This is a genomic window from Pseudomonas sp. D4002 (assembly GCF_013385665.1).
Classification (GTDB): Bacteria; Pseudomonadota; Gammaproteobacteria; order Pseudomonadales; family Pseudomonadaceae; genus Aquipseudomonas.
This window is the reverse complement of the sequence record NZ_JACAPN010000011.1, coordinates 16,922-38,952: the sequence shown is the minus strand read 5'-3', so window position 1 is coordinate 38,952 and position 22,031 is coordinate 16,922. Positions and strand designations below refer to the sequence as shown.

18 protein-coding genes, 4 tRNA genes and 1 pseudogene are annotated in these 22,031 nt (G+C 58.2%); 15 read left to right on the top strand and 8 right to left on the bottom strand.

Annotated elements, in window-relative coordinates; genetic code table 11:
* Positions 1-144 precede the first annotated feature (144 nt).
* Entirely contained in the window at positions 145-1,632 is a 1,488-nt protein-coding gene (locus tag HX824_RS04505) for an NCS1 family nucleobase:cation symporter-1 (RefSeq protein WP_003207834.1), read from the top strand.
* A gap of 179 nt (positions 1,633-1,811) precedes the next feature.
* Entirely contained in the window at positions 1,812-3,095 is a 1,284-nt protein-coding gene (locus HX824_RS04500) for a Zn-dependent hydrolase (protein ID WP_003207837.1), read from the top strand.
* A gap of 123 nt (positions 3,096-3,218) precedes the next feature.
* On the opposite strand, the gene HX824_RS04495 is transcribed toward HX824_RS04500, so the two are convergent.
* Positions 3,219-3,467 (bottom strand): DUF6124 family protein, encoded by a 249-nt coding sequence (locus HX824_RS04495; RefSeq protein WP_177054186.1) that lies wholly within the window; start codon positions 3,465-3,467, stop codon positions 3,219-3,221.
* Positions 3,468-3,897: 430 nt separating this feature from the next.
* Between HX824_RS04495 and HX824_RS04490 the strand changes: the two genes are divergently transcribed.
* Both HX824_RS04490 and HX824_RS04485 read left to right on the top strand, forming a co-directional pair.
* Positions 3,898-4,281, top strand: coding sequence for a polymorphic toxin type 44 domain-containing protein (locus HX824_RS04490; RefSeq protein WP_371318923.1), 384 nt, complete (start codon positions 3,898-3,900; stop codon positions 4,279-4,281).
* Complete coding sequence (locus tag HX824_RS04485; protein WP_087693200.1) at positions 4,259-4,711, top strand: hypothetical protein; 453 nt, start codon at positions 4,259-4,261, stop codon at positions 4,709-4,711. Before HX824_RS04490 ends, HX824_RS04485 begins: the two co-directional genes overlap by 23 nt.
* Positions 4,712-4,937: 226 nt before the next feature.
* Here HX824_RS04485 and HX824_RS04480 read toward each other — a convergent pair.
* Positions 4,938-5,299: pseudogene (locus HX824_RS04480) on the bottom strand (RND transporter); the annotation flags it as partial.
* A 298-nt stretch (positions 5,300-5,597) separates the two neighbouring features.
* Here HX824_RS04480 and HX824_RS04475 point away from each other — a divergent pair.
* Positions 5,598-6,527: a DMT family transporter gene (locus HX824_RS04475; RefSeq protein WP_087693201.1), complete on the top strand. Its 930-nt coding sequence runs from the start codon at positions 5,598-5,600 to the stop codon at positions 6,525-6,527.
* Positions 6,524-7,771, top strand: coding sequence for an ATP-grasp domain-containing protein (locus tag HX824_RS04470; RefSeq protein ID WP_087693202.1), 1,248 nt, complete (start codon positions 6,524-6,526; stop codon positions 7,769-7,771). Before HX824_RS04475 ends, HX824_RS04470 begins: the two co-directional genes overlap by 4 nt.
* A gap of 51 nt (positions 7,772-7,822) precedes the next feature.
* On the opposite strand, the gene HX824_RS04465 is transcribed toward HX824_RS04470, so the two are convergent.
* Genes HX824_RS04465 through HX824_RS04455 form a run of 3 tightly spaced genes read right to left on the bottom strand, consistent with a single transcriptional unit; the run spans position 7,823 to position 13,602 of the window.
* Positions 7,823-9,241: an efflux transporter outer membrane subunit gene (locus tag HX824_RS04465; RefSeq protein WP_177054185.1), complete on the bottom strand. Its 1,419-nt coding sequence runs from the start codon at positions 9,239-9,241 to the stop codon at positions 7,823-7,825.
* On the bottom strand, positions 9,225-10,391 hold the full coding sequence (locus HX824_RS04460) for an efflux RND transporter periplasmic adaptor subunit (protein ID WP_177021057.1): 1,167 nt from the start codon (positions 10,389-10,391) through the stop codon (positions 9,225-9,227). The genes HX824_RS04465 and HX824_RS04460 overlap by 17 nt, the downstream gene beginning before the upstream one ends.
* Complete coding sequence (locus HX824_RS04455; protein ID WP_003207843.1) at positions 10,381-13,602, bottom strand: efflux RND transporter permease subunit; 3,222 nt, start codon at positions 13,600-13,602, stop codon at positions 10,381-10,383. The genes HX824_RS04460 and HX824_RS04455 overlap by 11 nt, the downstream gene beginning before the upstream one ends.
* A 216-nt stretch (positions 13,603-13,818) precedes the next feature.
* On the opposite strand from HX824_RS04455, the gene HX824_RS04450 reads away from it, so the two are divergent.
* On the top strand, positions 13,819-14,229 hold the full coding sequence (locus tag HX824_RS04450; RefSeq protein WP_003207845.1) for a hypothetical protein: 411 nt from the start codon (positions 13,819-13,821) through the stop codon (positions 14,227-14,229).
* 4 nt (positions 14,230-14,233) lie between these two features.
* Here HX824_RS04450 and HX824_RS04445 read toward each other — a convergent pair whose 3' ends face one another.
* Positions 14,234-14,395, bottom strand: coding sequence for a hypothetical protein (locus HX824_RS04445; RefSeq protein WP_003207847.1), 162 nt, complete (start codon positions 14,393-14,395; stop codon positions 14,234-14,236).
* A gap of 263 nt (positions 14,396-14,658) precedes the next feature.
* Between HX824_RS04445 and HX824_RS04440 the strand changes: the two genes are divergently transcribed.
* Positions 14,659-15,288: a peptidase C39 family protein gene (locus HX824_RS04440; protein ID WP_023658984.1), complete on the top strand. Its 630-nt coding sequence runs from the start codon at positions 14,659-14,661 to the stop codon at positions 15,286-15,288.
* A gap of 46 nt (positions 15,289-15,334) precedes the next feature.
* Here HX824_RS04440 and pbpG read toward each other — a convergent pair whose 3' ends face one another.
* Both pbpG and folD read right to left on the bottom strand, forming a co-directional pair.
* The gene (gene pbpG, locus HX824_RS04435) at positions 15,335-16,267 is read right to left on the bottom strand and encodes a D-alanyl-D-alanine endopeptidase (RefSeq protein ID WP_003207851.1); all 933 of its coding nucleotides are present in this window, start codon (positions 16,265-16,267) and stop codon (positions 15,335-15,337) included.
* A 208-nt stretch (positions 16,268-16,475) separates the two neighbouring features.
* On the bottom strand, positions 16,476-17,330 hold the full coding sequence (folD, locus tag HX824_RS04430; protein WP_003207853.1) for a bifunctional methylenetetrahydrofolate dehydrogenase/methenyltetrahydrofolate cyclohydrolase FolD: 855 nt from the start codon (positions 17,328-17,330) through the stop codon (positions 16,476-16,478).
* 230 nt (positions 17,331-17,560) lie between these two features.
* Between folD and HX824_RS04425 the strand changes: the two genes are divergently transcribed.
* From HX824_RS04425 to clpX, 7 genes are all read left to right on the top strand, one after another.
* A tRNA-Arg gene (locus tag HX824_RS04425) sits at positions 17,561-17,637 on the top strand.
* Positions 17,638-17,669: 32 nt separating this feature from the next.
* Positions 17,670-17,745: transfer RNA gene (locus HX824_RS04420), tRNA-His, on the top strand.
* 56 nt (positions 17,746-17,801) lie between these two features.
* Positions 17,802-17,886, top strand: a tRNA-Leu gene (locus tag HX824_RS04415).
* An 82-nt stretch (positions 17,887-17,968) separates the two neighbouring features.
* A tRNA-His gene (locus HX824_RS04410) sits at positions 17,969-18,044 on the top strand.
* Between the two features lie 401 nt (positions 18,045-18,445).
* Entirely contained in the window at positions 18,446-19,756 is a 1,311-nt protein-coding gene (tig, locus tag HX824_RS04405) for a trigger factor (protein WP_177054184.1), read from the top strand.
* A 92-nt stretch (positions 19,757-19,848) separates the two neighbouring features.
* Positions 19,849-20,484: an ATP-dependent Clp endopeptidase proteolytic subunit ClpP gene (gene clpP / locus HX824_RS04400; RefSeq protein WP_003174822.1), complete on the top strand. Its 636-nt coding sequence runs from the start codon at positions 19,849-19,851 to the stop codon at positions 20,482-20,484.
* 112 nt (positions 20,485-20,596) lie between these two features.
* The gene (clpX, locus tag HX824_RS04395; protein WP_003207856.1) at positions 20,597-21,880 is read left to right on the top strand and encodes an ATP-dependent Clp protease ATP-binding subunit ClpX; all 1,284 of its coding nucleotides are present in this window, start codon (positions 20,597-20,599) and stop codon (positions 21,878-21,880) included.
* Positions 21,881-22,031 lie beyond the last annotated feature (151 nt).

Genomic DNA, 22,031 nt, shown 5'->3' with positions numbered 1-22,031 from the left:
GCAGGTTGACGGTTTACGGCACGGTTATTGAGTGCGGTGGCGGTTGGCCGGGTCCCGGATGTCATGTTGTCAACGAGGTACTCCGGCCATCCCGTGCACGTCACGGGATGAGCAAAAATAATTCGAAAAAACCGTGGAGCGGCCATGCAACAGAACAGATCGCAAGTCATTGAGCGCAACGGCCTGTACGAACTCGACGCCGGCCCCGACGTCCTCGACAGCCCCCGCTACAACCACGACATGGCACCGACCAAGGTGCGCGAACGCACCTGGAACAAGTGGCATATCACCGCGCTGTGGATCGGCATGTCGGTGTGTGTGCCGACCTACACCCTGGGCGGCGTGCTCACCGCGTACTTCGGGTTGTCGGTGGGCGAGGCGCTGATGGCGATCCTGCTGGCCAATATCGTGGTGCTGATCCCGCTGACCCTCAACGCCTTCCCCGGTACCAAGTACGGCATCCCGTTTCCGGTGTTGCTGCGCTCGTCCTTCGGCGTGCTCGGCTCCAACGTGCCGTGCCTGATCCGCGCGTTGGTGGCGTGTGGCTGGTTCGGTATCCAGACGATGTTTGGCGGCCTGGCGATCCACCTGTTCCTGGGGTCGATTTTCGAGGGTTGGAAATCCCTTGGCGGCACCGGTGAAGTGATCGGCTTCATGATCTTCTGGACCCTGAACCTGTGGGTGGTATTGCGTGGCGCCGAGTCGATCAAATGGCTGGAAACCCTGTCGGCACCGCTGCTGGTGGCGGTGGGAATCGGGCTGCTGGTGTGGGCGCTGCCGAATGTCTCGCTGACCGAGTTGATGGCGATCCCGCCCAAGCGTCCCGAAGGCGCGAGCCTCACCGGCTACTTCATGGCAGGCCTGACGGCGATGGTGGGTTTCTGGGCCACCTTGTCATTGAACATCCCCGACTTCAGCCGCTACGCCAAGAGTCAGAAAGACCAGATCCTCGGGCAGATTTTCGGCCTGCCGCTGACCATGTTCCTGTTCGCCGCCCTCGGCGTAATCATGACCGCCGCCTCGGTAAAACTGGTGGGCGTCAGCGTCTCCGATCCGGTGACCCTGATCGGCCATATCCAGAGCCCGGTGTGGGTAGCCGTGGCCATGGCGCTGATCATCATCGCCACCTTGTCCACCAACACCGCAGCGAACATCGTCTCACCCACCAACGACTTCCAGAACATCGCGCCCAAGCTGATCAACCGCACCACGGCGGTGGTGCTCACCGGCCTGGTGGGCCTGGCGCTGATGGCCCACGAACTGCTGAAAAAGCTCGGGCTGATCATTTCCGACGTGAGCCTGGAAACCGTCTATTCCAACTGGTTGCTGGGTTACTCAAGCCTCTTGGGGCCGATCGCCGGGATCATGGTGGTGGACTATTTCATCATCAAGAAACAGCAACTGGACCTCGCCGGTTTGTATCGCGATGACGTGTACCCGGCGTGGAACTGGCATGGCTTCCTGGCGTTTGGCGTGCCGGTGGTGTTGACGTTGCTGTCCCTGGGCAGCGATGCGTTCAGCTGGTTCTACAGCTATGGCTGGTTCACCGGCTCGGCGCTCGGTGGCTTGTTGTATTACGCCCTCTGCATGAAGCGCGGGGCTCGTGTGGTCGCCGTGAAAACACCGCTTTAATCGATGTGGAATGCAATCAAATGTGGGAGCGGGCTTGCTCGCGAATACGGTGTGCCAGTCGCCAGATGTGTTAGCTGAATCACCGCCTTCGCGAGCAAGCCCGCTCCCACATTTTTGATCGCAGTCCTCCAGTGAGAGTCTGGTCAAATTTATAAGAACTACTGCCTGAGGAGATCCCCATGAACGCTGCCATAGACGTTCTGCAATCCACCCATCAGCACATCAACCGCGATCGTCTGTGGCTGTCCCTGATGGAACTCGCCAAGCTCGGCGCCACCCCCAAGGGCGGTGTGTGCCGCCTGGCCCTGACCGACCTCGATCGCCAGGCCCGCGACCTGTTTGTGAAGTGGTGCGAAGAAGCGGGCTGTACCGTGACCATCGATGGCGTCGGCAATATCTTTGCCCGCCGGCCGGGGCGCAATCCCCAGTTGCCGCCGGTGATGACCGGCAGCCATATCGACACCCAGCCCACCGGCGGCAAGTTTGATGGCTGTTTTGGCGTGCTGGCGGGCGTTGAGGTATTGCGCACCCTCAATGACCTGAAGGTGGAAACCGAAGCGCCGCTGGAAGTGGTGGTGTGGACCAACGAAGAAGGCTCGCGCTTTCCTCCCTGCATGATGGGCTCCGGGGTGTTTGCCGAGAAATTCACCCTGGTCGACACGCTGGCCAAGACGGATGCCGATGGCGTGACCGTGGGCGATGCGCTGAATGCCATTGGGTATGCCGGATCACGCCCGGTGAGCGGGCACAAGGTGGGCGCATATTTCGAAGCACATATCGAGCAAGGTCCGATTCTTGAGGATGAAAAGAAAACCATCGGTGTGGTGCTGGGCGCCCTTGGCCAGAAATGGTTCGACCTGAAACTGCGGGGTGTCGAGGCGCATGCCGGGCCGACCCCGATGCACCTGCGCAAGGATGCCCTGGTCGGTGCCGCGGCCGTGGTGGCTGCAGTTAACGCGGCGGCGTTGGGTCATCAGCCTCACGCCTGCGGCACCGTCGGTTGCCTGCAGGCGTATCCGGGCTCACGCAACGTCATTCCTGGCGAAGTGCGCATGACCCTGGACTTCCGCCATCTGGAACCGGCGCGGCTGGATTCGATGATTGCCCAGGTGCGCAAGGTGATCGACGAGACCTGCGCCAAGCACGGCCTCACATTCGAGATGACACCCACCGCTGACTTCCCGCCGCTGTACTTCGACAAAGGCTGCGTGGATGCCGTGCGTGATGCGGCCAATGGGTTGGGGTTGTCCAACATGGATATCGTGAGCGGGGCAGGGCATGACGCGATTTTCGTCGCGGAACTGGGGCCCGCGGGGATGATCTTTGTGCCGTGTGAAGGTGGCATCAGCCATAACGAAATCGAGAACGCGGCGCCGGATGATTTGGCGGCGGGGTGTGCGGTGTTGCTGAGGGCGATGGTGGCAGCTTCGGTGGCAATCGCCAGCGGCAAACTGGCTGCCTGAGTCGACAGGCTTCACTCCTCTCAAATGTGGGAGCCGGGCTTGCCCGCAATAGCGGTGTTTCAGACACAGTTGCAGTGCCTGACACTCCGCTATCGCAGGCAAGCCAGCTCCCACATTTATGGGTCAGCTCACGGCTACCCTCGCATCCACCACCCGATCTACAAGCAACTGCACGCCCTCCAGCATCCGACACATCCCCAGCACCACACTGCGCTGTGAACCATCAACCTCAAAGGCCAAGTGCGCGGCGATGGCATTGATGGATTCCAGATCCTGAGAGGCATTAAGCAGCAGGGTTTCGGTATCGAGACCAGGGCGGAGGGTGAAGAGCAGGTTTGAATCGGAAGGAGGATTTGGACTGTCTTTGATCATGATGCAGTTCCTGGAGAGTTAGAGACTACCACCAGGTTTTTCTCACGAACGAAGGTGGCAGCTGTACGCGGAGTGAGAAAACCAAGACCCCAGGAGCTTGGCCACGCCGAAGCGTGCCCGCGCACAGCCGCCATAACAGCGAGCATAGAAAAAGCGCCTGCACTGTATACGGCGGGCGCTTTTGCGCCAATGGAGTCGTTCGGATTTCTCACGTCCGGTCGCTGAATTGGCAGCGACTGGCGAAGACTAGTGGTGCCCGTTCCGACCAGCAACCCGAAAGAAACGTAGGAAATATGTCGCTTCGAGGATGGTTGTAAGGCATGTCCTGCTCCTTTGTACGAGGTCTCTTTTGTTCTTCGTGCCGCTCATTATTTCGGGCTTCCAGTGTTAGGTTCCGACACGCAAAAACCTAATGCAGAGGAAGCATTTGATGGCGAACCCTATGCCACCACCCGGCGTATCGCTCGACGAAAATATGGCCACCGCGTTCCACAAAAAGAATGTGCTGAAGGCTGGTTCCGCGTTTATGTACTCTTGGTTTTATACTCAGGTCCGCAATCGCGGTCCTTGGGACTACAAGAAGATTTCCAAAGAATATGAAGCCTTTGGAAACTTTCATTATGGCGCCGTGGGGACAGCTGCTGGTTTCAGCGAAGAAGTGCTTTTGCGCGCAGCGGGGCTTGCTCAAAGCAGAGCGGGCACGGATAAATCCGAGTTCGGTCGTTGGTGGGGAGAGGCACCTTTCGGTGATGATCCGGTCGATCAATACTGGATCAAGGAAGGAATCAGGTATGCCAGGTTCAGGAACTACTAGAAAGCCGATTTACTCAGTTGTCACTACGATCCTATTGGCGTTTTGCTTGGTGTATATCGGTGGTAATTGGCTGCTATCGCCGGGGCACCCGCAATTGACAGAAGTTGTAATGAGAGTGCCACTTGGCACTGACGGGGCCGTCTATGGCGTCAAGGATGACCGTGGAGGGGCAACTGTTCCGTTCAGCTATCGATATTACGTTTACCGCGCCTTGGAGGACGACAGTGAAGTATTGGCTGCGTTGAGGGATGCCAGTCCATTTCTAATTACGCGTGACGCATCGGCAAAAGTTGATGTTCAGGGCCGTACGATCAATGTGTCGGTGGCGGGGGATGTATCCGACTATCACAGCAGTACGCTGTATCGACATGCCAATGGCAGCGATTACACAGCAGTGAGTGTTTTTCTGAATAGTCGGCCGGAAGATTGAAATTGGCGGTGGGTCAGTCTAGAGATGTTTGACGTGACCCACGTCGGTGGCGATTGCCAGCGGCAAACCGGCCGCCTGAGTCGACGACAGGCTTCACTCCTCTCAAATGTGGGAGCCGGGCTTGCCCGCGATAGCGGTGTTTCAGACACAGTTGCAGTGCCTGACACTCCGCTATCGCAGGCAAGCCAGCTCCCACATTTGATCCAGGGTGGGCTCGAGATTTGTATCAGGCGTCGGGCTTCCAACCGCCGCCCAGCGCCGTCACCAACCCCACACTCGCCTGCAACTGCTGCGTCTGCACCGCTTGCAATGTGCGCTGCGCCTGCAACGCCGCCGTCTGCGCCGTCACCACATCCAGATAACTCAGAGCCCCGCCAGATAACTGTTCATCCAGCGCTTTCTGCTGCAAATCCGGCAGTTGCCCCTAGTTATCTTTAACCTTGCGCACGGCGCGTAAAACCTGGCTGAGGTAGTGGGCCGAGGCCTCTTCAAACTCGGCCTTGGCTTGGCACTCAGGCGCCCGCCGTTGAAGATCGGCAGGTTTACCAAGGGCCCCAGAGCCCAGTGGATACTAGTAACTGCAGATAATGGGTTAAATAGTATGAAGGTCACATCCGAGCAGCTTGTGTGAAAGTTCCCTTTTTCATTTTTCCGTTATCGGTGCTACCTGAAGGTGTTAGTTTTTTTTGCAAGCACCTAACCGTTTTGCTAGCTATTTACTTTTGCAATGTTTTGATAGGGTTAAATGCATCGGAATAAATTTTTGGATTGAAGGAGGAGTAATGAAGCTAGGTGATATAGAAGATACGTTACTTCTTAAAGCATGGCATCGATACGATGAAACAATTCGAAGCCCGTCAAGGTTGCACACCATCTGGTGATTTAAATGAGTAGCTTGATGCGGCGCGGAATGGTGCTTGGGCTGATTTTTTGCTTTATCAGTGCTGCATTTGACGTGTATGTGGCTTTTGTTACCCAAATGATAAATCCCTTGGTAGTCATTTTTTACTGCTTCAGTTTTTCAGGAGCGTTTTTTCTAAGTTTTACGCTCTTGCGAAGTAACAAAAAACTTATCTTAAAACTGTGCGAAAACATATTGTTAGTTTTTTTAGTCAATGTTGCAGTTCTATTGAACTGGGGCGGCCTATTCTACGCACTCCGTTATCTGGAACCTGCCGTTGTCGGCGTGGCCTCAGTGGCATGCGGGCCGGCGCTAACGCTCATCCTCTCTGCTCTTGATAAAAACAGAGTTAAAACCGCGTTGGCGGATACATTGATTTCCTGGCTGGTACTGATTTCCGTGGGAATCATGTTGTTCAAGTCATTCATGGGTGACAGTGGTGTGTCTTCCACCACTACCGGGCAGCGAATGCTTGGCATCGTCAGCGTTCTGGTGTGCGCGTTGGGCACCGTGATGTATACGATCGTCTCGAAAAAGCTATTCGCTCGACAGTGGGTTGTTTATGAAATTCTGGCGGTCCGAAATGTGGTGATGATCATTGCCTGTGTCGTCTTGATTCCCGCGACGGGTGTCGGTTTTGCCTTGGGCCCTGAGCTGTTCTGGCCGATGCTGACGTTAGTGGTGATTGGCCATTTGCTGCCGATTTATCTGATTCAAAAAACCATTCATTATCTCAGTGCTATCCATGTCTCGCTGTTACTGCTGACACTGCCGGTGTTTGTCCTGCTGCTTCAATATCTCGACACACGAGTGGAGTTTTCGGCAGCCAGTGTCACGGCGGTTGGCGTCATTATTTTTTTACTCTCTGGACGAGCAATCGCAAGTCTGTATCTCGAAAGGCGGGGATTGAGATGAGCAGAGTCGTGATAGTCGATGGTTTTTCATCCGGTAAGTTTGTCGCGAAAGCGTTGCGTGAGCGAGGCTGTACGTTGATCCATGTGGCGTCGTCCGCGACGCTCGATGATTATTACTACATGGGTTTCGATGCCTCGATTTATGAATGTCTGATCGTCAATAAGCAGTTGGAAGCGACGGTCGAACGCGTTGCGACGTTCGATCCCCAGTACATCATCGCTGGGGCTGAAACCGGTGTGTTGTTGTCTGATTGGCTCAACGAGCAGCTCAATCTTCCTTATCGCAACCAATTCAACCGAACTCAGGCGCGCAGGAACAAGTTTGAAATGATCCGTTGTGTCGCCGACGCTGGGCTGCCAGCCGCGCAACAGGCTATCGTTGAGTCATGGAATGCGGCCAAGGCCTGGATCCTGGGGCATGGCAGGTTTCCCGTGGTGCTGAAACCTCTGGATAGTGCAGGCGCGGATGGGGTTTATATTTGCGATGATTTGCAAGATTGTGAGGTCGCCTTCGGAAAGGTTTTGGGAACGACCAATCGACTCAATATTAGGAACGCTCAGGTCCTGATCCAGGAATATTTGGTTGGTGTGGAATATGTTGTGAATATGGTCTCCCTGGGCGCGAGGCAGATGGTCACTGAAGTGGTGAGATACCGAAAGGAGCGGCTGGACAGCGGTAGCGTCATTTACGACATTGATGAACTGGTCAGCCCTGCCGAGCCTGAGTGTGAGCTGCTGGTCGACTACACCCGCAAGGTCGTCAGAAGCCTGGGCATTGAAAATGGCCCTAGCCACGCGGAGGTTATGCTGACCGAAAAAGGTCCCAGACTTGTGGAGATCGCAGCGCGCACCGACGGAATTCTTCGTCCTGAAGTATCCGAACAGACGACAGGACTGGGGCAGATTCGCGCCACGGTTATGTCCATCGTTGAGCCGGAACAATTTGAGCGCTTGCTTGACGCCCAGGTAGGTTATGAATTGTTGCTGCACAGCTATAACGTCTGCCTAATCAATCGTTCGCCGGGTTGTTTCACCAAAGAGCTGTTTTTAAGCGAGCTTCTGAAGCTCGAGTCCTATTTTTATTCGGTGTTCTACGTTGGCAGCGGGCAGCCGATTGGCATGACCAAAGACGTATTCAGCCAACCGGGTACCATTTATTTGGTGCATGCCGACAACGCGGTCATCAAGGCGGATTATTTGAAGCTTCGAGCACTCGAGGCTGTGGGAGCCTACTTGGCGCCCTGACGTCCGGATCAACAAAACTCCCGTATGTGATCCCGGTTGTAAGAAGCAACCTCACGCCCCAGGCAACCAGCCTCCGCCCAGCGCCGTCACCAAACCCACACTCGCCTGCAACTGCCGCGTCTGCACCGCCTGCAACGTGCGCTGCGCCTGCAACGCCGCCGTCTGCGCCGTCACCACATCCAGGTAACTCACAGCCCCCGCCTGGTAACTGTTCATCGCCAGTGCCTGTGTGTGCTCGGCGGCATTCGCGGCGGCTTGTTCGTCCATCGCCTCCTGCTGCAAGTCGCGCAGTTGCCCAAGGTTGTCTTCCACCTCACGCACGGCTCTTAACACCTGGCTGCGATAGTGCGCCGAAGCCTCTTCAAACTCCGCCTTGGCCTGGCGCTCATTGGCGCTTAACCGGCCGCCATCAAAGATCGGCAGATTCACCAGCGGCCCCAGCGCCCAATACCGATTGGCGGCGGAGAACAAGTTGCCCACACCTTGGGTCTGCCCGCCAATCAAGCCGGTCAAACTGAAATCCGGGTACCACGCCGCCTTGGCCACGCCGATATTCGCGTTGGCCGCAAACACCCGTCGCTCGGCTGCCGCGATATCCGGCCGGCGTTGCAGCAGGTGGCTCGGCAGTTGTTGCGGAATCCCCGGCAGCGCGATCAATTGCTTGCTCGGCGGCAGCTGGAATTCACTGGCGGATACGCCCACCAATTCACCAATCGCATGCTCGGTGAGATTGCGTTGACCGCGCACATCGTCAAGCTGCGCCTGTGCTTCAGCCAGCTGATTCTGCGCCCGGGTCAGGTCGAGCTCCGAGGCGATCTGCCCCTCGTACCGGCTGCGGGTCAGTTTCAGCGCCTGGCCAAAATCATCCAGCGAACTGCTGAGAATCCGGCTCTGGGCATCCAGCCCGTTGAGCTGCACGTACAGCGTCGCCAACTGATGCTGCAGGCTCAGGCGCGCCACCGCCAAGTCATCCCCGGAGGCTTGGGCCTGTGCATCGCCAGCCGCCACCTGGTTGCGGATTTTGCCCCACAGATCCAGATCGAAGCTCAGCGCAAACCCCGCCGTGTTGCTGTTGTACACCGAAGGCTGGGTATCACCCCGCAGTGGCCGATTGTCCGATTGCCGCTGGCGCAACGGTTGCGCGCTGGCGGTTATTTGCGGGAACAGCCCGGCATGCAACTGGCTGGCATACGCCTGGGACGCATCGAAATGCGCCAGCGCCGCCGCCAGGTCCGGGTTGGCCTTGAGCAGTTGTTCCTGCAGGTCGTTCAGGCGCGGGTCCTGATACAGCTGCCACCACTTCGGCGCCAGTTGGTCGGACGGTTGCGCGCTGTGCCACGGGCCGTCGCTGGTCTGTTCGCGGTACTTGGCCGGCAGGTCGATGGTCGGCGCCTTGTAGGTGGGCGCCAGCGAGCAACCGTGCAGTGCCACCAATACCAGGGCCGCGAGGGGTTTAAGCCTTGGGCGCATGGGCACCTCCGGCATCGGCCATTTGCACGGCGTCGCCTTCGCGCAGTGCGTCGGGTGGGTTGTCGACTACGCGGTCAGTGGGTTTCAGGCCCTGGTCAATCACCAGGCGCTCGCCGAGGTCGAGGCCGATGTGGATGTCTTGCAGGTGCACGTGGTTCTTGGCGTCCAGTACCGCGACCTGGGTACCTTCGGCGCGGAAGATCAGGGCGCTGGCCGGGATGCTCACGCCATGGGTATCCGCCGGAATCGCCAGGGTGGCTTCGGCGTAGTCGCCGGGCAGCAACTTGCCGTCCGGGTTGTCGGCCACGAACTGTGCGAGCAGGGTGCCGGAGCGGCGGTCGATGGCGGTGGAGTCGCCCATCAGCTTCGCGCTGAAGTGTTCGCCGGGGTGCTCGGGTACCGTCAGTTGGGCGGCCAGCCCGGGATGAATCACCGCAGCGTAGTTCTGCGGCACCGGCACGTAGAGGCGCAGTTGGTGGGTGTCGGCGATGTCGAACAGTTCCGGATCGCTGTCGCTGTCAGCCTTGATCAACTGGCCGATGTCGGTGTTGCGCGCGGTGATCACACCGGCGAATGGCGCGCGAATGGTCTTGTAGTCTTCCAGGGCCGAGAGCCGCGCATAGTCAGCCTCGGCGGCCTGGGCGTTGGCCTTGGCCGCCAGCGCGTTGGAGGTTTTTTCATCGGCCTCCTGGCGCGATACCGAATGGCTGTCCAGCAGGTTTTTCCAACGGGTGGCGGTGGTTTGCGCCAGGCGTGCATTGGCCTGCTCCTGCACCATGCGCGCGTGGGTTTGCGCCACTTGCTGGTCGAGGTCGGGGCTGTCGATCTCGGCGAGAATCTGCCCGGCCTTGACCTGGCTGCCGATGTCGACTTTCCAGTCTTTCAGGTAACCGCTGACCCGTGCATGAATCGGTGCCTTGCTCCAGGCTTCCAGATGCGCGGGCAGGCGCAGGGTGTCGCCGGCCGCGTTCTGTTTGGGCTGGAACACCAGCACCTGCGGCACGGCGGCGGTTTCGGTCCAGGCGGTGACGGATTTTTCATGCATCGTACGGGCGTGCAGGCCGTTGGCGACCAACAGGGCGGCCAGTGTCAGGCCGCCGACACCCATGAGCATCAGACGCTTGCGCGAGGGTTTGTGATCAGACGACATGTGAAGTTTCTCCAGCAGCAGCGCGAGTAGGGTGACGACCGTGGACCAGGCTGAAGACCACGGGTACAAACAGCAAAGTGGCAGTGGTGGCGAGGATCAGGCCGCCGATCACGGCACGTCCCAGCGGCGCGTTTTGTTCTTCGGACAAGGCCAGCGGCAACATGCCGATGATCATCGCCAGGGCGGTCATGCATACCGGGCGGAAACGGGTGTAGCCGGCTTCCAGTGCAGCCTTGAGTGCATCGCCATGTTCGGCCAGGCGCTCTCGGCAGAAGCTCACCACCAGGATCGAGTTGGCGGTGGCCACGCCCATACAGAGGATGGCCCCCGTGAGTGCGGGCACCGACAATGACGTGCCGCTGAGGAACAGCATCCAGACGATTCCCGCGAGCGCTGCCGGCAGTGCGGTGATGATCACGAACGGGTCAGTCCAGGACTGGAAGTTGACCACGATCAGCAGGTAGATCAGCACCACCGCACCGAGCAGGCCGAAGCTCAAGCCGTTGAACGCTTCATGCAGCGCATCGATCTGCCCGTGCAGGCTGATGGTCGCGCCTTTGGGGCGCATCGGGGCCATGTCGTTCAGCACTTTTTGCACATCGCTGGCGACGCCGCCGAGGTCGCGGCCTTGCACGTTGGCGTACAGGTCCAGGGTCGGCTCGATGTTGTAGTGGGTCACCACCGCCGGGCTTTGTACCCGCGAGATGGTCGCCACGCCGCCGAGGATCTGTGACTGACCGTCGGCACCGGTTACCGGCAACGCTTCCAGGGACGGCAGGCTGTCGAGGCGGTATTGCGGGGTGGCTGCCACGATCGAATACGACACGCCGTTGGCCGGGTTGAGCCAGAACGTTGGTGCGGTTTGCGAGCTGCCGGCCAGGGACGCAACCATGCTGTTGGTTACGTCACGCTCGGTGATGCCCAGGCCGTTGGCACGCATGCGGTCCACGTTGACTTGCAGTGACGGGTAGCCGGTGGACTGCTGGATGCGCAGGTCGGCAATGCCCGGTATGTGTTTCAGGCGACGTTCCAGTTCGATGGCGTAGGCGCGGTTTTCTTCATCGCTGCGCCCGGAGATTTTCACGTCCAGCGGGGCCGGCGAACCGAAGTTGAGGATCTGGCTGCTGATGTCTGCCGGGAGGAATGCGAACTGGCTGCCGGGGAAGCTTTCGGGCAACGCTTCACGCAGTTTTTTCACGTAGTCGGCGGTGGGCGCATGGTCCTTTTTCAGGGTGACCTGAATATCGCCGTCCTGTGGGCCGATGGTGCCACTGCTGCTGTAGGCCATGTCGATGCCGCTCAGCGGGATGCCTATGTTGTCGACGATGGTGTCCAGTTCGTCGGCCGGAACGATCTCGCGAATCCGCGCTTCGATCCGGTCAAAGGCCGCCGCGCTCTCTTCGATGCGTGTGCCCAGCGGCAAGCGCACGTGCAGGGCCATGGCCCCGGCGTCGGTGGCCGGGAAGAAGTCCTGGCCCAGACTTGGCAGCAGCAGGAACGAGGCAAGGATGCACGCCAGAAAACCCACGATGAATCGCTTGCGTGCGCCCAGGGCCAGGGTCAGCAGGCCGTGATAAACGTCCCGCACGTTGGAGAAGTGACGCTCAAAACCCTGCTGGAAATTCAGCACCGATTGCAGCACCGCGTTGCGCTGCGGTTTGTGCTGGTCGCCCTCGTGATGGTTGATGAATTCATCTTCCGGGTGATGACCTTCACCTTGCTCCGGCACGTGCGGCTTGAGCAGGAACATCGCCAGGGTCGGCACCAGGGTCCGCGATAGAATGAACGAGCTGGCCATGGCGAAAATCACCGCCAATGCCATCGGGCGGAACAGGTAGCCGGCGATGCCTTGCAGCATGAACATCGGCACAAACACGATGCAGATACACAGCAGGGACACGAACGCCGGGCCGACGATCTGCTTGGCGCCGTCGAGGATCGCGTCCTTCACCGCCTTGCCTTGTTCCAGGTGCCAGTTGATGTTCTCGATGGTCACTGTGGCGTCGTCCACCAGGATCCCCACCGCCAACGCCAGCCCGCCGAGGGTCATGACGTTGAGAGTTTGCCCGGTGGCCGCCAGCAGGGCGATGGCCGACAGTACCGCGAGGGGAATCGACGCGGCGATGATGATGGTCGAGCGCCAGCTGCCGAGGAACAGCAGGATCATCGCACTGGTCAGCAAGGCGGCGATGATGCCTTCCTGGGCCACGCTGCCCACCGACTGTTTGACAAACACCGAGGCGTCGCCGAGCAGCGAGGTCTTCAGCGACGGCGGCAGGGTTTCATTGATGCGCGGCAGCATCTGGCGGATGCCGTCGATGATCGACAGGGTGGAGATGCTGCCGTTTTTCAGGGCCGGCATCAGCACCGCACGGTGGCCGTCGACGCGCACGATGTTGGTCTGCGGCGGCGAGCCGTCACGCACGTGGGCCACCTGGCCGATGGTGATGATCGCACCGTCGACTGTCTTGATCGGCAAGTCGTTGAGCTCATCAATCGCCTTCGGGCTGTTGTTGAGCAAAATCGTGTATTCGTTGGGGCCGAGTTTGGCGGTACCCACCGGGATAATCTGGTTCTGCAGGGCCAGGGCGTTGCCTACGTCCTGCGCCGAGAGGCCTTTGGCGGCCAGCGCCTGTGGGTCGAGGTCGAGGGTGATCTGGCGTTGCTTGCCGCCCATTGGCGTGGGCATGGCCAGGCCGGGTAGGGCGCTCAGGGGCAAGCGGATGTTGTTCTGCACCAGGTCGCGGATCTTCGCTTCCGACAAGCTGGGGCTTGAGAACGCCATCTGCAGAATCGGCACCGTAGAGGCGCTGTAGTTGAGGATCAGCGGCGGCGTAATGCCCGGTGGCATCTGCTTGAGCACGGTTTGTGACACCGCTGTTACCTGGGCGTTGGCGGTGCGGATATCCACGCCGGGCTGGAAGAAAATCTTCACGATGCCCATGCCGGGTAACGACTGCGATTCAATGTGCTCGATGTCGTTGACGGTGGTACTCAGGGAGCGTTCGTAGGTGTAGATCACGCGACCGGCCATGGCGTCCGGAGACAGGCCGTTGTACTGCCAAACCACCGCAACGACGGGGATGCCAATATCGGGAAATACGTCAGTGGGGGTACGCAAGGCCGCCATGGGCCCAATGATGCAGATGAAAATTGCCAGCACGATAAACGTGTAGGGCTTGAGCAGTGCGGTCTTTACCAGCCCGAGCATGCCGTAACCTCCAAAGGAGTTGGATTGCAAACGCTCGCAGTCTTGACGGACCCACCTAACACGCACCTTTCAGCCAGGTGAAGGAAGATTTAGTTAACGGCTGAAGATCCTTTCATATGTATTCATTTGTTCAACAATGGTGACAGTAACAAGCTGGATACCGATCGAACGGGAGCTGTTTCGCCTGTTCACTCTTTATCCATTTGGAGTTCTGCCATGTCGCTTAAACCCTTGTTGTTGATCCCGGCCTTGAGTGCGGTCCTGTTGTTGTCGGCGTGTGCCGGCCCGATGCCGAAGGCGGACCCGAGCGAAGCCTGGATCGGCTTGCAAGAGGAGGCACCCAACGACCTGATGGCCGAGCGGGTAGACGGTAAAAACATTAATGATGGCCGCTACTTCGAAGTGAAACCCGGCGCGCATCGCCTGGACGTCACCTTGTTTGAAGAAGAGGCGGGGGATGATAACCAGCAGGATTGTCGCGGGCATGTGACCTACGGCAACTTCAAGGCCGGCGAGCATTACACCCTGGTGGAATCCAGCCTGGGTACGACGGTGCGTGCCGAGTTGAAGGATAGCCACGGCAAGGAATTGGCGCAGACCGAAGACTTCAGTTGCATGCCTGGCTAAGGCGTCAGGCGTGGTGCCCGGCGGGTTTGTGCAGCTTGCCGGGTGCTGCGGGTTTTACGTGTGGGTGATGGTGCCGGCGGGTCACGCGCATCACGCCCCACAGCATGGCGGCGGCGACGGCCAGCCAGCCACAGATCAAAAGCAGAATCGTTGTTGTCAGGCTCATAAGTGCCTCCTTTCGCCCGGTGCCGGGCACACACTGTCTTCTCAATGGACAGTCTAGCTATCCGCAGGTTGCCTGCTATTGACCAATGGTCGTGTGCGTCCAACTTGTTTGCTCTATCGCCGGCCTTTTACTGCGCTGCAAGGCTATACCCGCGCCCCGGAGCGTCCTATGATCAGGGCCCACGTCGACCGTTGATCAAGTGAGTGAAGAAGTTGCGGTTTCCCTCGAACATTAAAACCTCCTGGTGGGTCGCCGCCTGTTTCATGGGGCTGGCGGCCTGTTCCTCGCATCCAAAACCTACGAGCATCCCGGGCCTGCCGGAGAGTGTCGAGCTCAAGGGCGTGCCGGCGTTTCGCGGTGAGACTTACCTCGGTGGCCCAGCCGCTCTGGCCAGCATGCTGTCTCAACAAGGCATTGTGATTACACCGGGGCTATTGGATAAGCCACTGCATTTGCCGGGCGCTGAAGCGGACCTTGAGCGCAACATGCAGGTGCTGGCCCGTGAATACGGGATGTTGGTGTACCCGCTGGAAGATCAGCTGCCGGCGCTGCTGGCACAGGTCGCGGCCGGGTACCCGGTGATGGCGCGTATCACCCAGGGCTCGACCTTCTGGGCCGGGCCGCGGTATGTCGTGGTGGTGGGTTACAACAAGCAGAAGAGCATGGTGTTGCTGCGTTCAGGCTTGGCGCGGCGCATGCCGATGGATTTCAGTGCGTTTGAGTCAGCGTGGAAAGACGGCGGCAAGTGGGCGGTACTTATTCAGCGGCCCACCCAGTTGCCGGTCAAGGTCGACGCCCAGCGCTGGCAGCAGGCTGCCAGCGCCACGGCCCAGGCGGGCCAGGAACAGGCGGCGGCCCAAGCAGTCAAGACACTGGCCAGTCAGGCCAAATAAAAAAACGGCGCTCAAGGGCGCCGTTTTTTATGTCGCTATTTACGGATCAGCGGGACTCGGTGACCTGAACATTCGCCCGTGGGCGGTTCTTCAGGTTTTTGTCAGCCTTGTAGCGCAATGCGACGTCTGGCACCGAGCCGCTCTTGCCGGTTTCGACCCAGCTGCGGATGCGCCCGGCATCGGCAAAGTGGGTGAATTTGCCGAAGGCATCGAGGATCACCAGCGACACCGGGCGATTACCCATGCTGGTCACCAGCACCAGGCAATGGCCGGCCTGGTTGGTAAAGCCGGTCTTGGTCAGCTTGATGTCCCAGTTGGCGCGGTTGATCAGGTGGTCAGTGTTGGAGAAACCCAGGGTGTAGTTGGGTTTGCGGAACGAGACGGTCTTTTCCTTGGTGGTGCTCAACTGGCTGAGCATCGGGTACTTGCGTGCGGCGGCCAGCAGCTTGCTCAGGTCGCGGGCGGTGGACACGTTATGGATCGACAGGCCGGTAGGTTCCACATAATGGGTACTGGTCATGCCCAGTGCCTTGGCCTTGGCGTTCATCGCTGCGATGAAGGCCGGGTAGCCGCCCGGGTAGTGGTGGGCCAGGCTGGCGGCGGCGCGGTTTTCCGAGGACATCAGGGCAATCAGCAACATCTCCTTGCGCGGCATCTCGCTGCCGATCTTGACCCGGGAGAACACGCCTTTCATCTCTGGCGTGTCCTTGATGTTGATGTCGATGTATTCATCCATGTTCTGCTTGGCTTCCAGCACGATCAGGCCGGTCATCAGTTTGCTCACCGAGGCGATCGGCACGATGACATCCGGGTTGCTGGCATAGATGACTTTGTTGGTCTGCAGGTCTACCACCATCGCACTGCCGGAGGCGATGTGCAGGGTGGACATGTCGCGGGGAGCGGTGGTGGTTTCGCTTGCGCTCGCGAAGGTGCCTGTCAATGCAAAAAATAGGCTGACAATGGAAAGATGAATTTTCACGCGGATGAACTCGCTAAAAAAAGTAGGGATATACCGTTCTGCACGGACTTTCTGATAAATGCCGTTACATTTTAGGAGTATGGATCAGAAACTGTCGAATGTTCTTCTAGAAACAGATGAAACCCCTTAAAAACAAAGAAAAAACTACTTTTTATCCGGCCATAAAAAGCCCTGCGATAAGGCAGGGCTCTTTCAGAACGGCTGGTTATTAGACGTGCAGGGTTTCGGCGGCGTACAGGGTGTTTTCCAGCAGGCAGGCACGGGTCATCGGGCCGACACCACCGGGTACCGGGGTGATCCAGCCGGCACGGGGCAGGGCGGTTTCGTACACCACGTCGCCCACGAGCTTGCCATCGTCCTGGCGGTTGATGCCCACGTCGATGACGATGGCGCCTTCCTTGATCCACTCACCCTTGACCAGGCCCGGCTTGCCGGCGGCGACGACCACCAGGTCGGCGCGGCCAACGTGGCCGGCCAGGTCCTTGGTGAAGCGGTGGGTCACGGTCACGGTGCAGCCGGCCAGCAGCAGTTCCATGGCCATCGGGCGACCGACGATGTTCGAGGCGCCGACGACGACGGCATCCAGGCCATACAGATCGACGCCGGTGCTTTCCAGCAGGGTCATGATGCCCTTCGGGGTGCACGGGCGCAGCAGCGGGATACGCTGGGCCAGGCGGCCGACGTTATAAGGGTGGAAACCGTCGACGTCCTTGTCCGGGCGGATGCGTTCGAGCAATTTCGACGCGTCCAGATGCTCGGGCAATGGCAGTTGCAGCAGGATGCCGTCGATGGCCGGATCGTCGTTGAGGCTGTCGATCAGGTCGGTGAGGGCCTGTTGGGTGGTGTCTTCAGCCAAGTCGTAGGCTTTGGAAATAAAGCCGACCTCTTCACAGTCTTTACGCTTGTGCGAGACATAAACCTGAGAGGCAGGATCGCTGCCGACCAGGATCACCGCGAGGCCCGGCGTGCGCAGGCCTTGTTGGCTGCGCTCGGCGACTCGTTTGGCGATCTGCTGGCGCAGGCTGGCGGCGATTGATTTGCCGTCGATAAGTTGTGCAGTCATTACGCGTGATTAACCATCGAGAGGGGGAAGAAAAGTGCGCGCATTCTCGCATGCCATGGCGTGAGGGCAAAGGCGCTTGGTCTGCAAATTCCCCTAACCCCTTAAATAAAATGAATTTTTTATAAAAAGGATTTGACGGGTTTCGGGTCCATCTATACTATTCGTCGCACTTGTCGGGCACAGCCTAGCACTGGTTAGTTTGTAATCCTCCAAGAGTACAGATTAATAAGGCGCCCGTAGCTCAGCTGGATAGAGCATCCGCCTTCTAAGCGGATGGTCGCAGGTTCGAGTCCTGCCGGGTGCGCCATTAGGCAGCTTTGGCACAAGTAGCGCAATATGGTGGGCGTAGCTCAGTTGGTAGAGCACGGGATTGTGACTCCCGTTGTCGAGGGTTCGATCCCCTTCGTCCACCCCATATTTAAAAAGGCGCCAGATTAATAGTCTGGCGCCTTTGCTTTAAAAGCTTCAAGCGCGGATGTGGTGGAATTGGTAGACACACTGGATTTAGGTTCCAGCGCCGCAAGGTGTAAGAGTTCGAGTCTCTTCATCCGCACCAAATAAAGTTTCGTGAAGGCCTGCGGGTCGGCGCGAAGCTCAACAAATAGCCTTTTTGACGGGCTTTTTGGTCACGCAATATGGTGGGCGTAGCTCAGTTGGTAGAGCACGGGATTGTGACTCCCGTTGTCGAGGGTTCGATCCCCTTCGTCCACCCCATATTTCGAAAGGCGCCAGATTAATAGTCTGGCGCCTTTTTTGTTTCAGCGGTTTGAGTTTCAACGCAGTCGCAGGTGTTGGGCTGCAGGGCAGGGCGTTTCGTCGTATTTATGTTTCGCGATGATGCCGCACTGCCTGCCGGCCTTGTCCGCAGGGTCGGTTGTCAGGGAGATGATTGGCAACCGCTTCTATATATAGAAGGGTTGGCGCAGAGCCCTGGCATGATGGGATGTATTTGCCACCGGGGCGAGCTGCACTCGTGCATTCGCACCTATAAATTGCCTGCTGTTTTTTTACCCGTTTTCAGTAGGGTGACTTCTTGAGTTTGACCCACTAGAATGCATGCCCTTGATTCTGGGGTCGGAAACGGCCAGCTAACGTCTGTGCAACGAGGAATATCCATGCAAGTTTCTGTTGAAAATACTTCTGCTCTTGAGCGCCGCATGAGCATCACCGTGCCGGCCGAGCGCATCGAGACCCAGGTCAACAAGCGTCTGCAGCAGACTGCCCAAAAGGCCAAGATCGCTGGTTTCCGTCCAGGCAAAGTGCCAATGAGCGAAATCAAGCGCCGCTTCGGTGCTGATGCACGTCAGGAAGCGGTAGGTGACGTGATCCAGGCTTCCTTCTACGAAGCCGTTGTCGAGCAAAAGCTGAACCCGGCTGGCTCGCCTTCCATCGAGCCCAAGTCCCTGGAGGCAGGCAAGGATCTGGAATACGTTGCAATCTTCGAAGTGTTCCCTGAATTCGAAGTTGCCGGTTTCGATTCGATCGCCATCGAGCGCCTGAGCGCTGATGTTGCTGACTCCGACCTGGACAACATGCTGGAAATCCTGCGCAAGCAGAACACCCGTTTTGAAGTGGCCGATCGCGCTGCCCAGAACGAAGACCAGCTGAACATCGATTTCGTTGGCAAGGTTGACGGCGAAGCATTCCCTGGCGGCTCCGCCAAGGGTACTCAACTGGTGCTGGGTTCCAACCGCATGATTCCTGGTTTCGAAGACGGCCTGGTTGGCGCCAAAGCCGGCGAAGAGCGCGTTCTGAACCTGACTTTCCCGGCTGACTATCAGAACCTGGACCTGGCTGGCAAAACCGCCGAGTTCACCGTGACCGTCAACACCGTTTCCGAGCCCAAGCTGCCGGAACTGAACGAAGAGTTCTTCAACCAGTTCGGCATCAAGGAAACCGGCATCGAAGGTTTCCGCACCGAAGTTCGCAAGAACATGGAGCGTGAACTGCGCCAGGCCATCAAATCCAAGGTCAAGAACCAGGTGATGGACGGTCTGCTGGCTGCCAACCCGATCGAAGTGCCGAAGGCCCTGCTGTCCAACGAAGTTGATCGTCTGCGCGTGCAGGCTGTTCAGCAGTTCGGCGGCAACATCAAGCCTGACCAACTGCCGGCCGAACTGTTCGAAGAACAGGCCAAGCGCCGCGTTGTACTGGGTCTGATCGTGGCTGAAGTGGTCAAGCAATTCGACCTCAAGCCTGACGAAACCCGCGTTCGCGAAATGATCCAGGAAATGGCTTCGGCCTACCAGGAGCCTGAGGCTGTTGTGTCTTGGTACTACAAGAACGACCAGCAGCTGAACGAAGTGCGTTCGGTTGTGCTGGAAGAGCAAGTTGTGGATACTGTTCTGCAGAAGGCTAAGGTGACCGATAAAGCGGTCTCTTACGAAGAAGCAGTCAAGCCGGCTGAAGCAGCACAAGCCGACTGATCGCTCAACTCGTTTGAAAATACACCCATAAGCCAGCCTCGCGCTGGCTTATGCGTATTCAAGACATGACTATTTGGGAGTAACTGCAGAGCATGTTCCGTAATTCGTATATTCAGCAGAACTCTGATATCCAGGCCGCTGGCGGCCTGGTCCCGATGGTTGTCGAGCAATCTGCTCGTGGCGAACGCGCCTATGACATCTACTCGCGCCTGCTCAAGGAGCGAGTGATCTTTCTGGTTGGTCCGGTAGAGGACTACATGGCCAACCTGATTTGTGCGCAGCTGCTGTTCCTTGAAGCGGAAAATCCGGACAAGGACATCCATCTCTACATCAACTCCCCGGGCGGTTCGGTGACAGCGGGCATGTCGATCTACGACACCATGCAGTTCATCAAGCCGAACGTATCGACCACCTGTATCGGTCAGGCGTGCAGCATGGGTGCTTTCCTGCTGACCGCTGGTGCTGAGGGCAAGCGTTACTGCCTGCCGAACTCACGCGTGATGATTCACCAGCCACTGGGCGGTTTCCAGGGCCAGGCATCGGACATCGAAATCCATGCCAAGGAAATCCTCTTCATTCGTGAGCGTCTCAACACGCTGATGGCCAAACATAGCGGGCATACCCTGGAAGAGATCGAGCGCGACACCAACCGTGACAATTTCATGAGCGCCGAAGCGGCTCGTGAATACGGGTTGATCGACGCAGTGATCGAAAAGCGCCCCGCTTAATATAAGCAGCTCAAAATAGGGCTGGTCGGCAGGTCCGACCACCAGTGGACTTGAAAAAGCCCTCAATAGCCTTCATCTTGTGTTGCAAGCCTATCGGATTTGGATCGAACGAATGACTGACACCCGCAACGGCGAGGACAACGGCAAGCTGCTCTATTGCTCCTTCTGTGGCAAAAGCCAGCATGAAGTACGCAAGTTGATTGCCGGCCCCTCGGTCTTTATCTGCGACGAGTGCGTCGACCTGTGCAATGACATCATCCGTGAGGAGGTGCAGGAAGCCCAGGCCGAAAGCAGCGCGCATAAATTGCCTTCGCCTAAAGAAATCAGCGGCATCCTTGATCAGTATGTGATTGGTCAAGAGCGTGCAAAGAAGGTTCTGGCCGTAGCGGTGTACAACCACTACAAGCGTCTGAACCAGCGTGACAAGAAAAGTGACGACGTCGAGCTCGGCAAAAGCAACATCTTGCTGATCGGCCCTACAGGCTCGGGTAAAACCCTGCTTGCAGAGACCCTGGCTCGCCTGCTGAACGTTCCCTTCACCATCGCTGACGCAACCACTCTTACCGAGGCCGGTTACGTAGGTGAAGACGTCGAGAACATCATTCAGAAGCTGCTGCAGAAATGCGACTACGACGTGGAGAAGGCCCAGATGGGCATTGTCTACATCGATGAAATCGACAAGATTTCGCGCAAATCCGACAACCCGTCGATCACCCGGGACGTTTCCGGTGAAGGCGTGCAGCAAGCGCTGTTGAAACTGATCGAAGGCACGGTTGCTTCCGTACCGCCACAAGGCGGCCGCAAGCACCCGCAGCAGGAATTCCTTCAGGTTGATACGCGCAACATCCTGTTCATCTGTGGCGGTGCGTTCTCCGGCCTGGAAAAGGTTATTCAAAACCGTTCCACCCGTGGCGGCATTGGCTTCAGTGCAGAAGTACGCAGCAAGGAAGAAGGCAAGAAAGTCGGTGAATCCCTGCGTGAAGTCGAGCCTGACGATTTGGTCAAGTTCGGTCTGATCCCGGAATTCGTTGGCCGTCTGCCGGTCCTGGCGACGCTGGACGAGCTGGATGAGGCTGCGTTGATGCAGATCCTCACCGAGCCGAAAAACGCCCTGACCAAGCAATACGCCAAGCTGTTCGAGATGGAAGGTGTGGACCTCGAGTTCCGTGCTGACGCGCTCAAATCGGTGGCCAAGCGGGCACTGGAGCGCAAGACCGGCGCCCGTGGTTTGCGCTCGATCCTCGAAGGCGTACTGCTCGACACCATGTACGAAATCCCCTCGCAGTCCGAGGTGAGTAAAGTGGTGATCGACGAAAGCGTTATAGAAGGCAAGTCCAAGCCACTGTATATCTACGAAAACAGTGAGCCGGCTGCCAAGGCTGCGCCAGACGCGTAAGCGTTGCACCGCCGAGCTGTACAAAATAAAGGGGCCTTAAGGGGCCCCTTTGTTTTTACTGCGTTTAACTGATGCCATTACGCTTGTTTTTTTTGCAGGCAGCCCCCATCTTGGTTTCAAGCTTACTTTCATCTGTCATAGAGGCGAAATC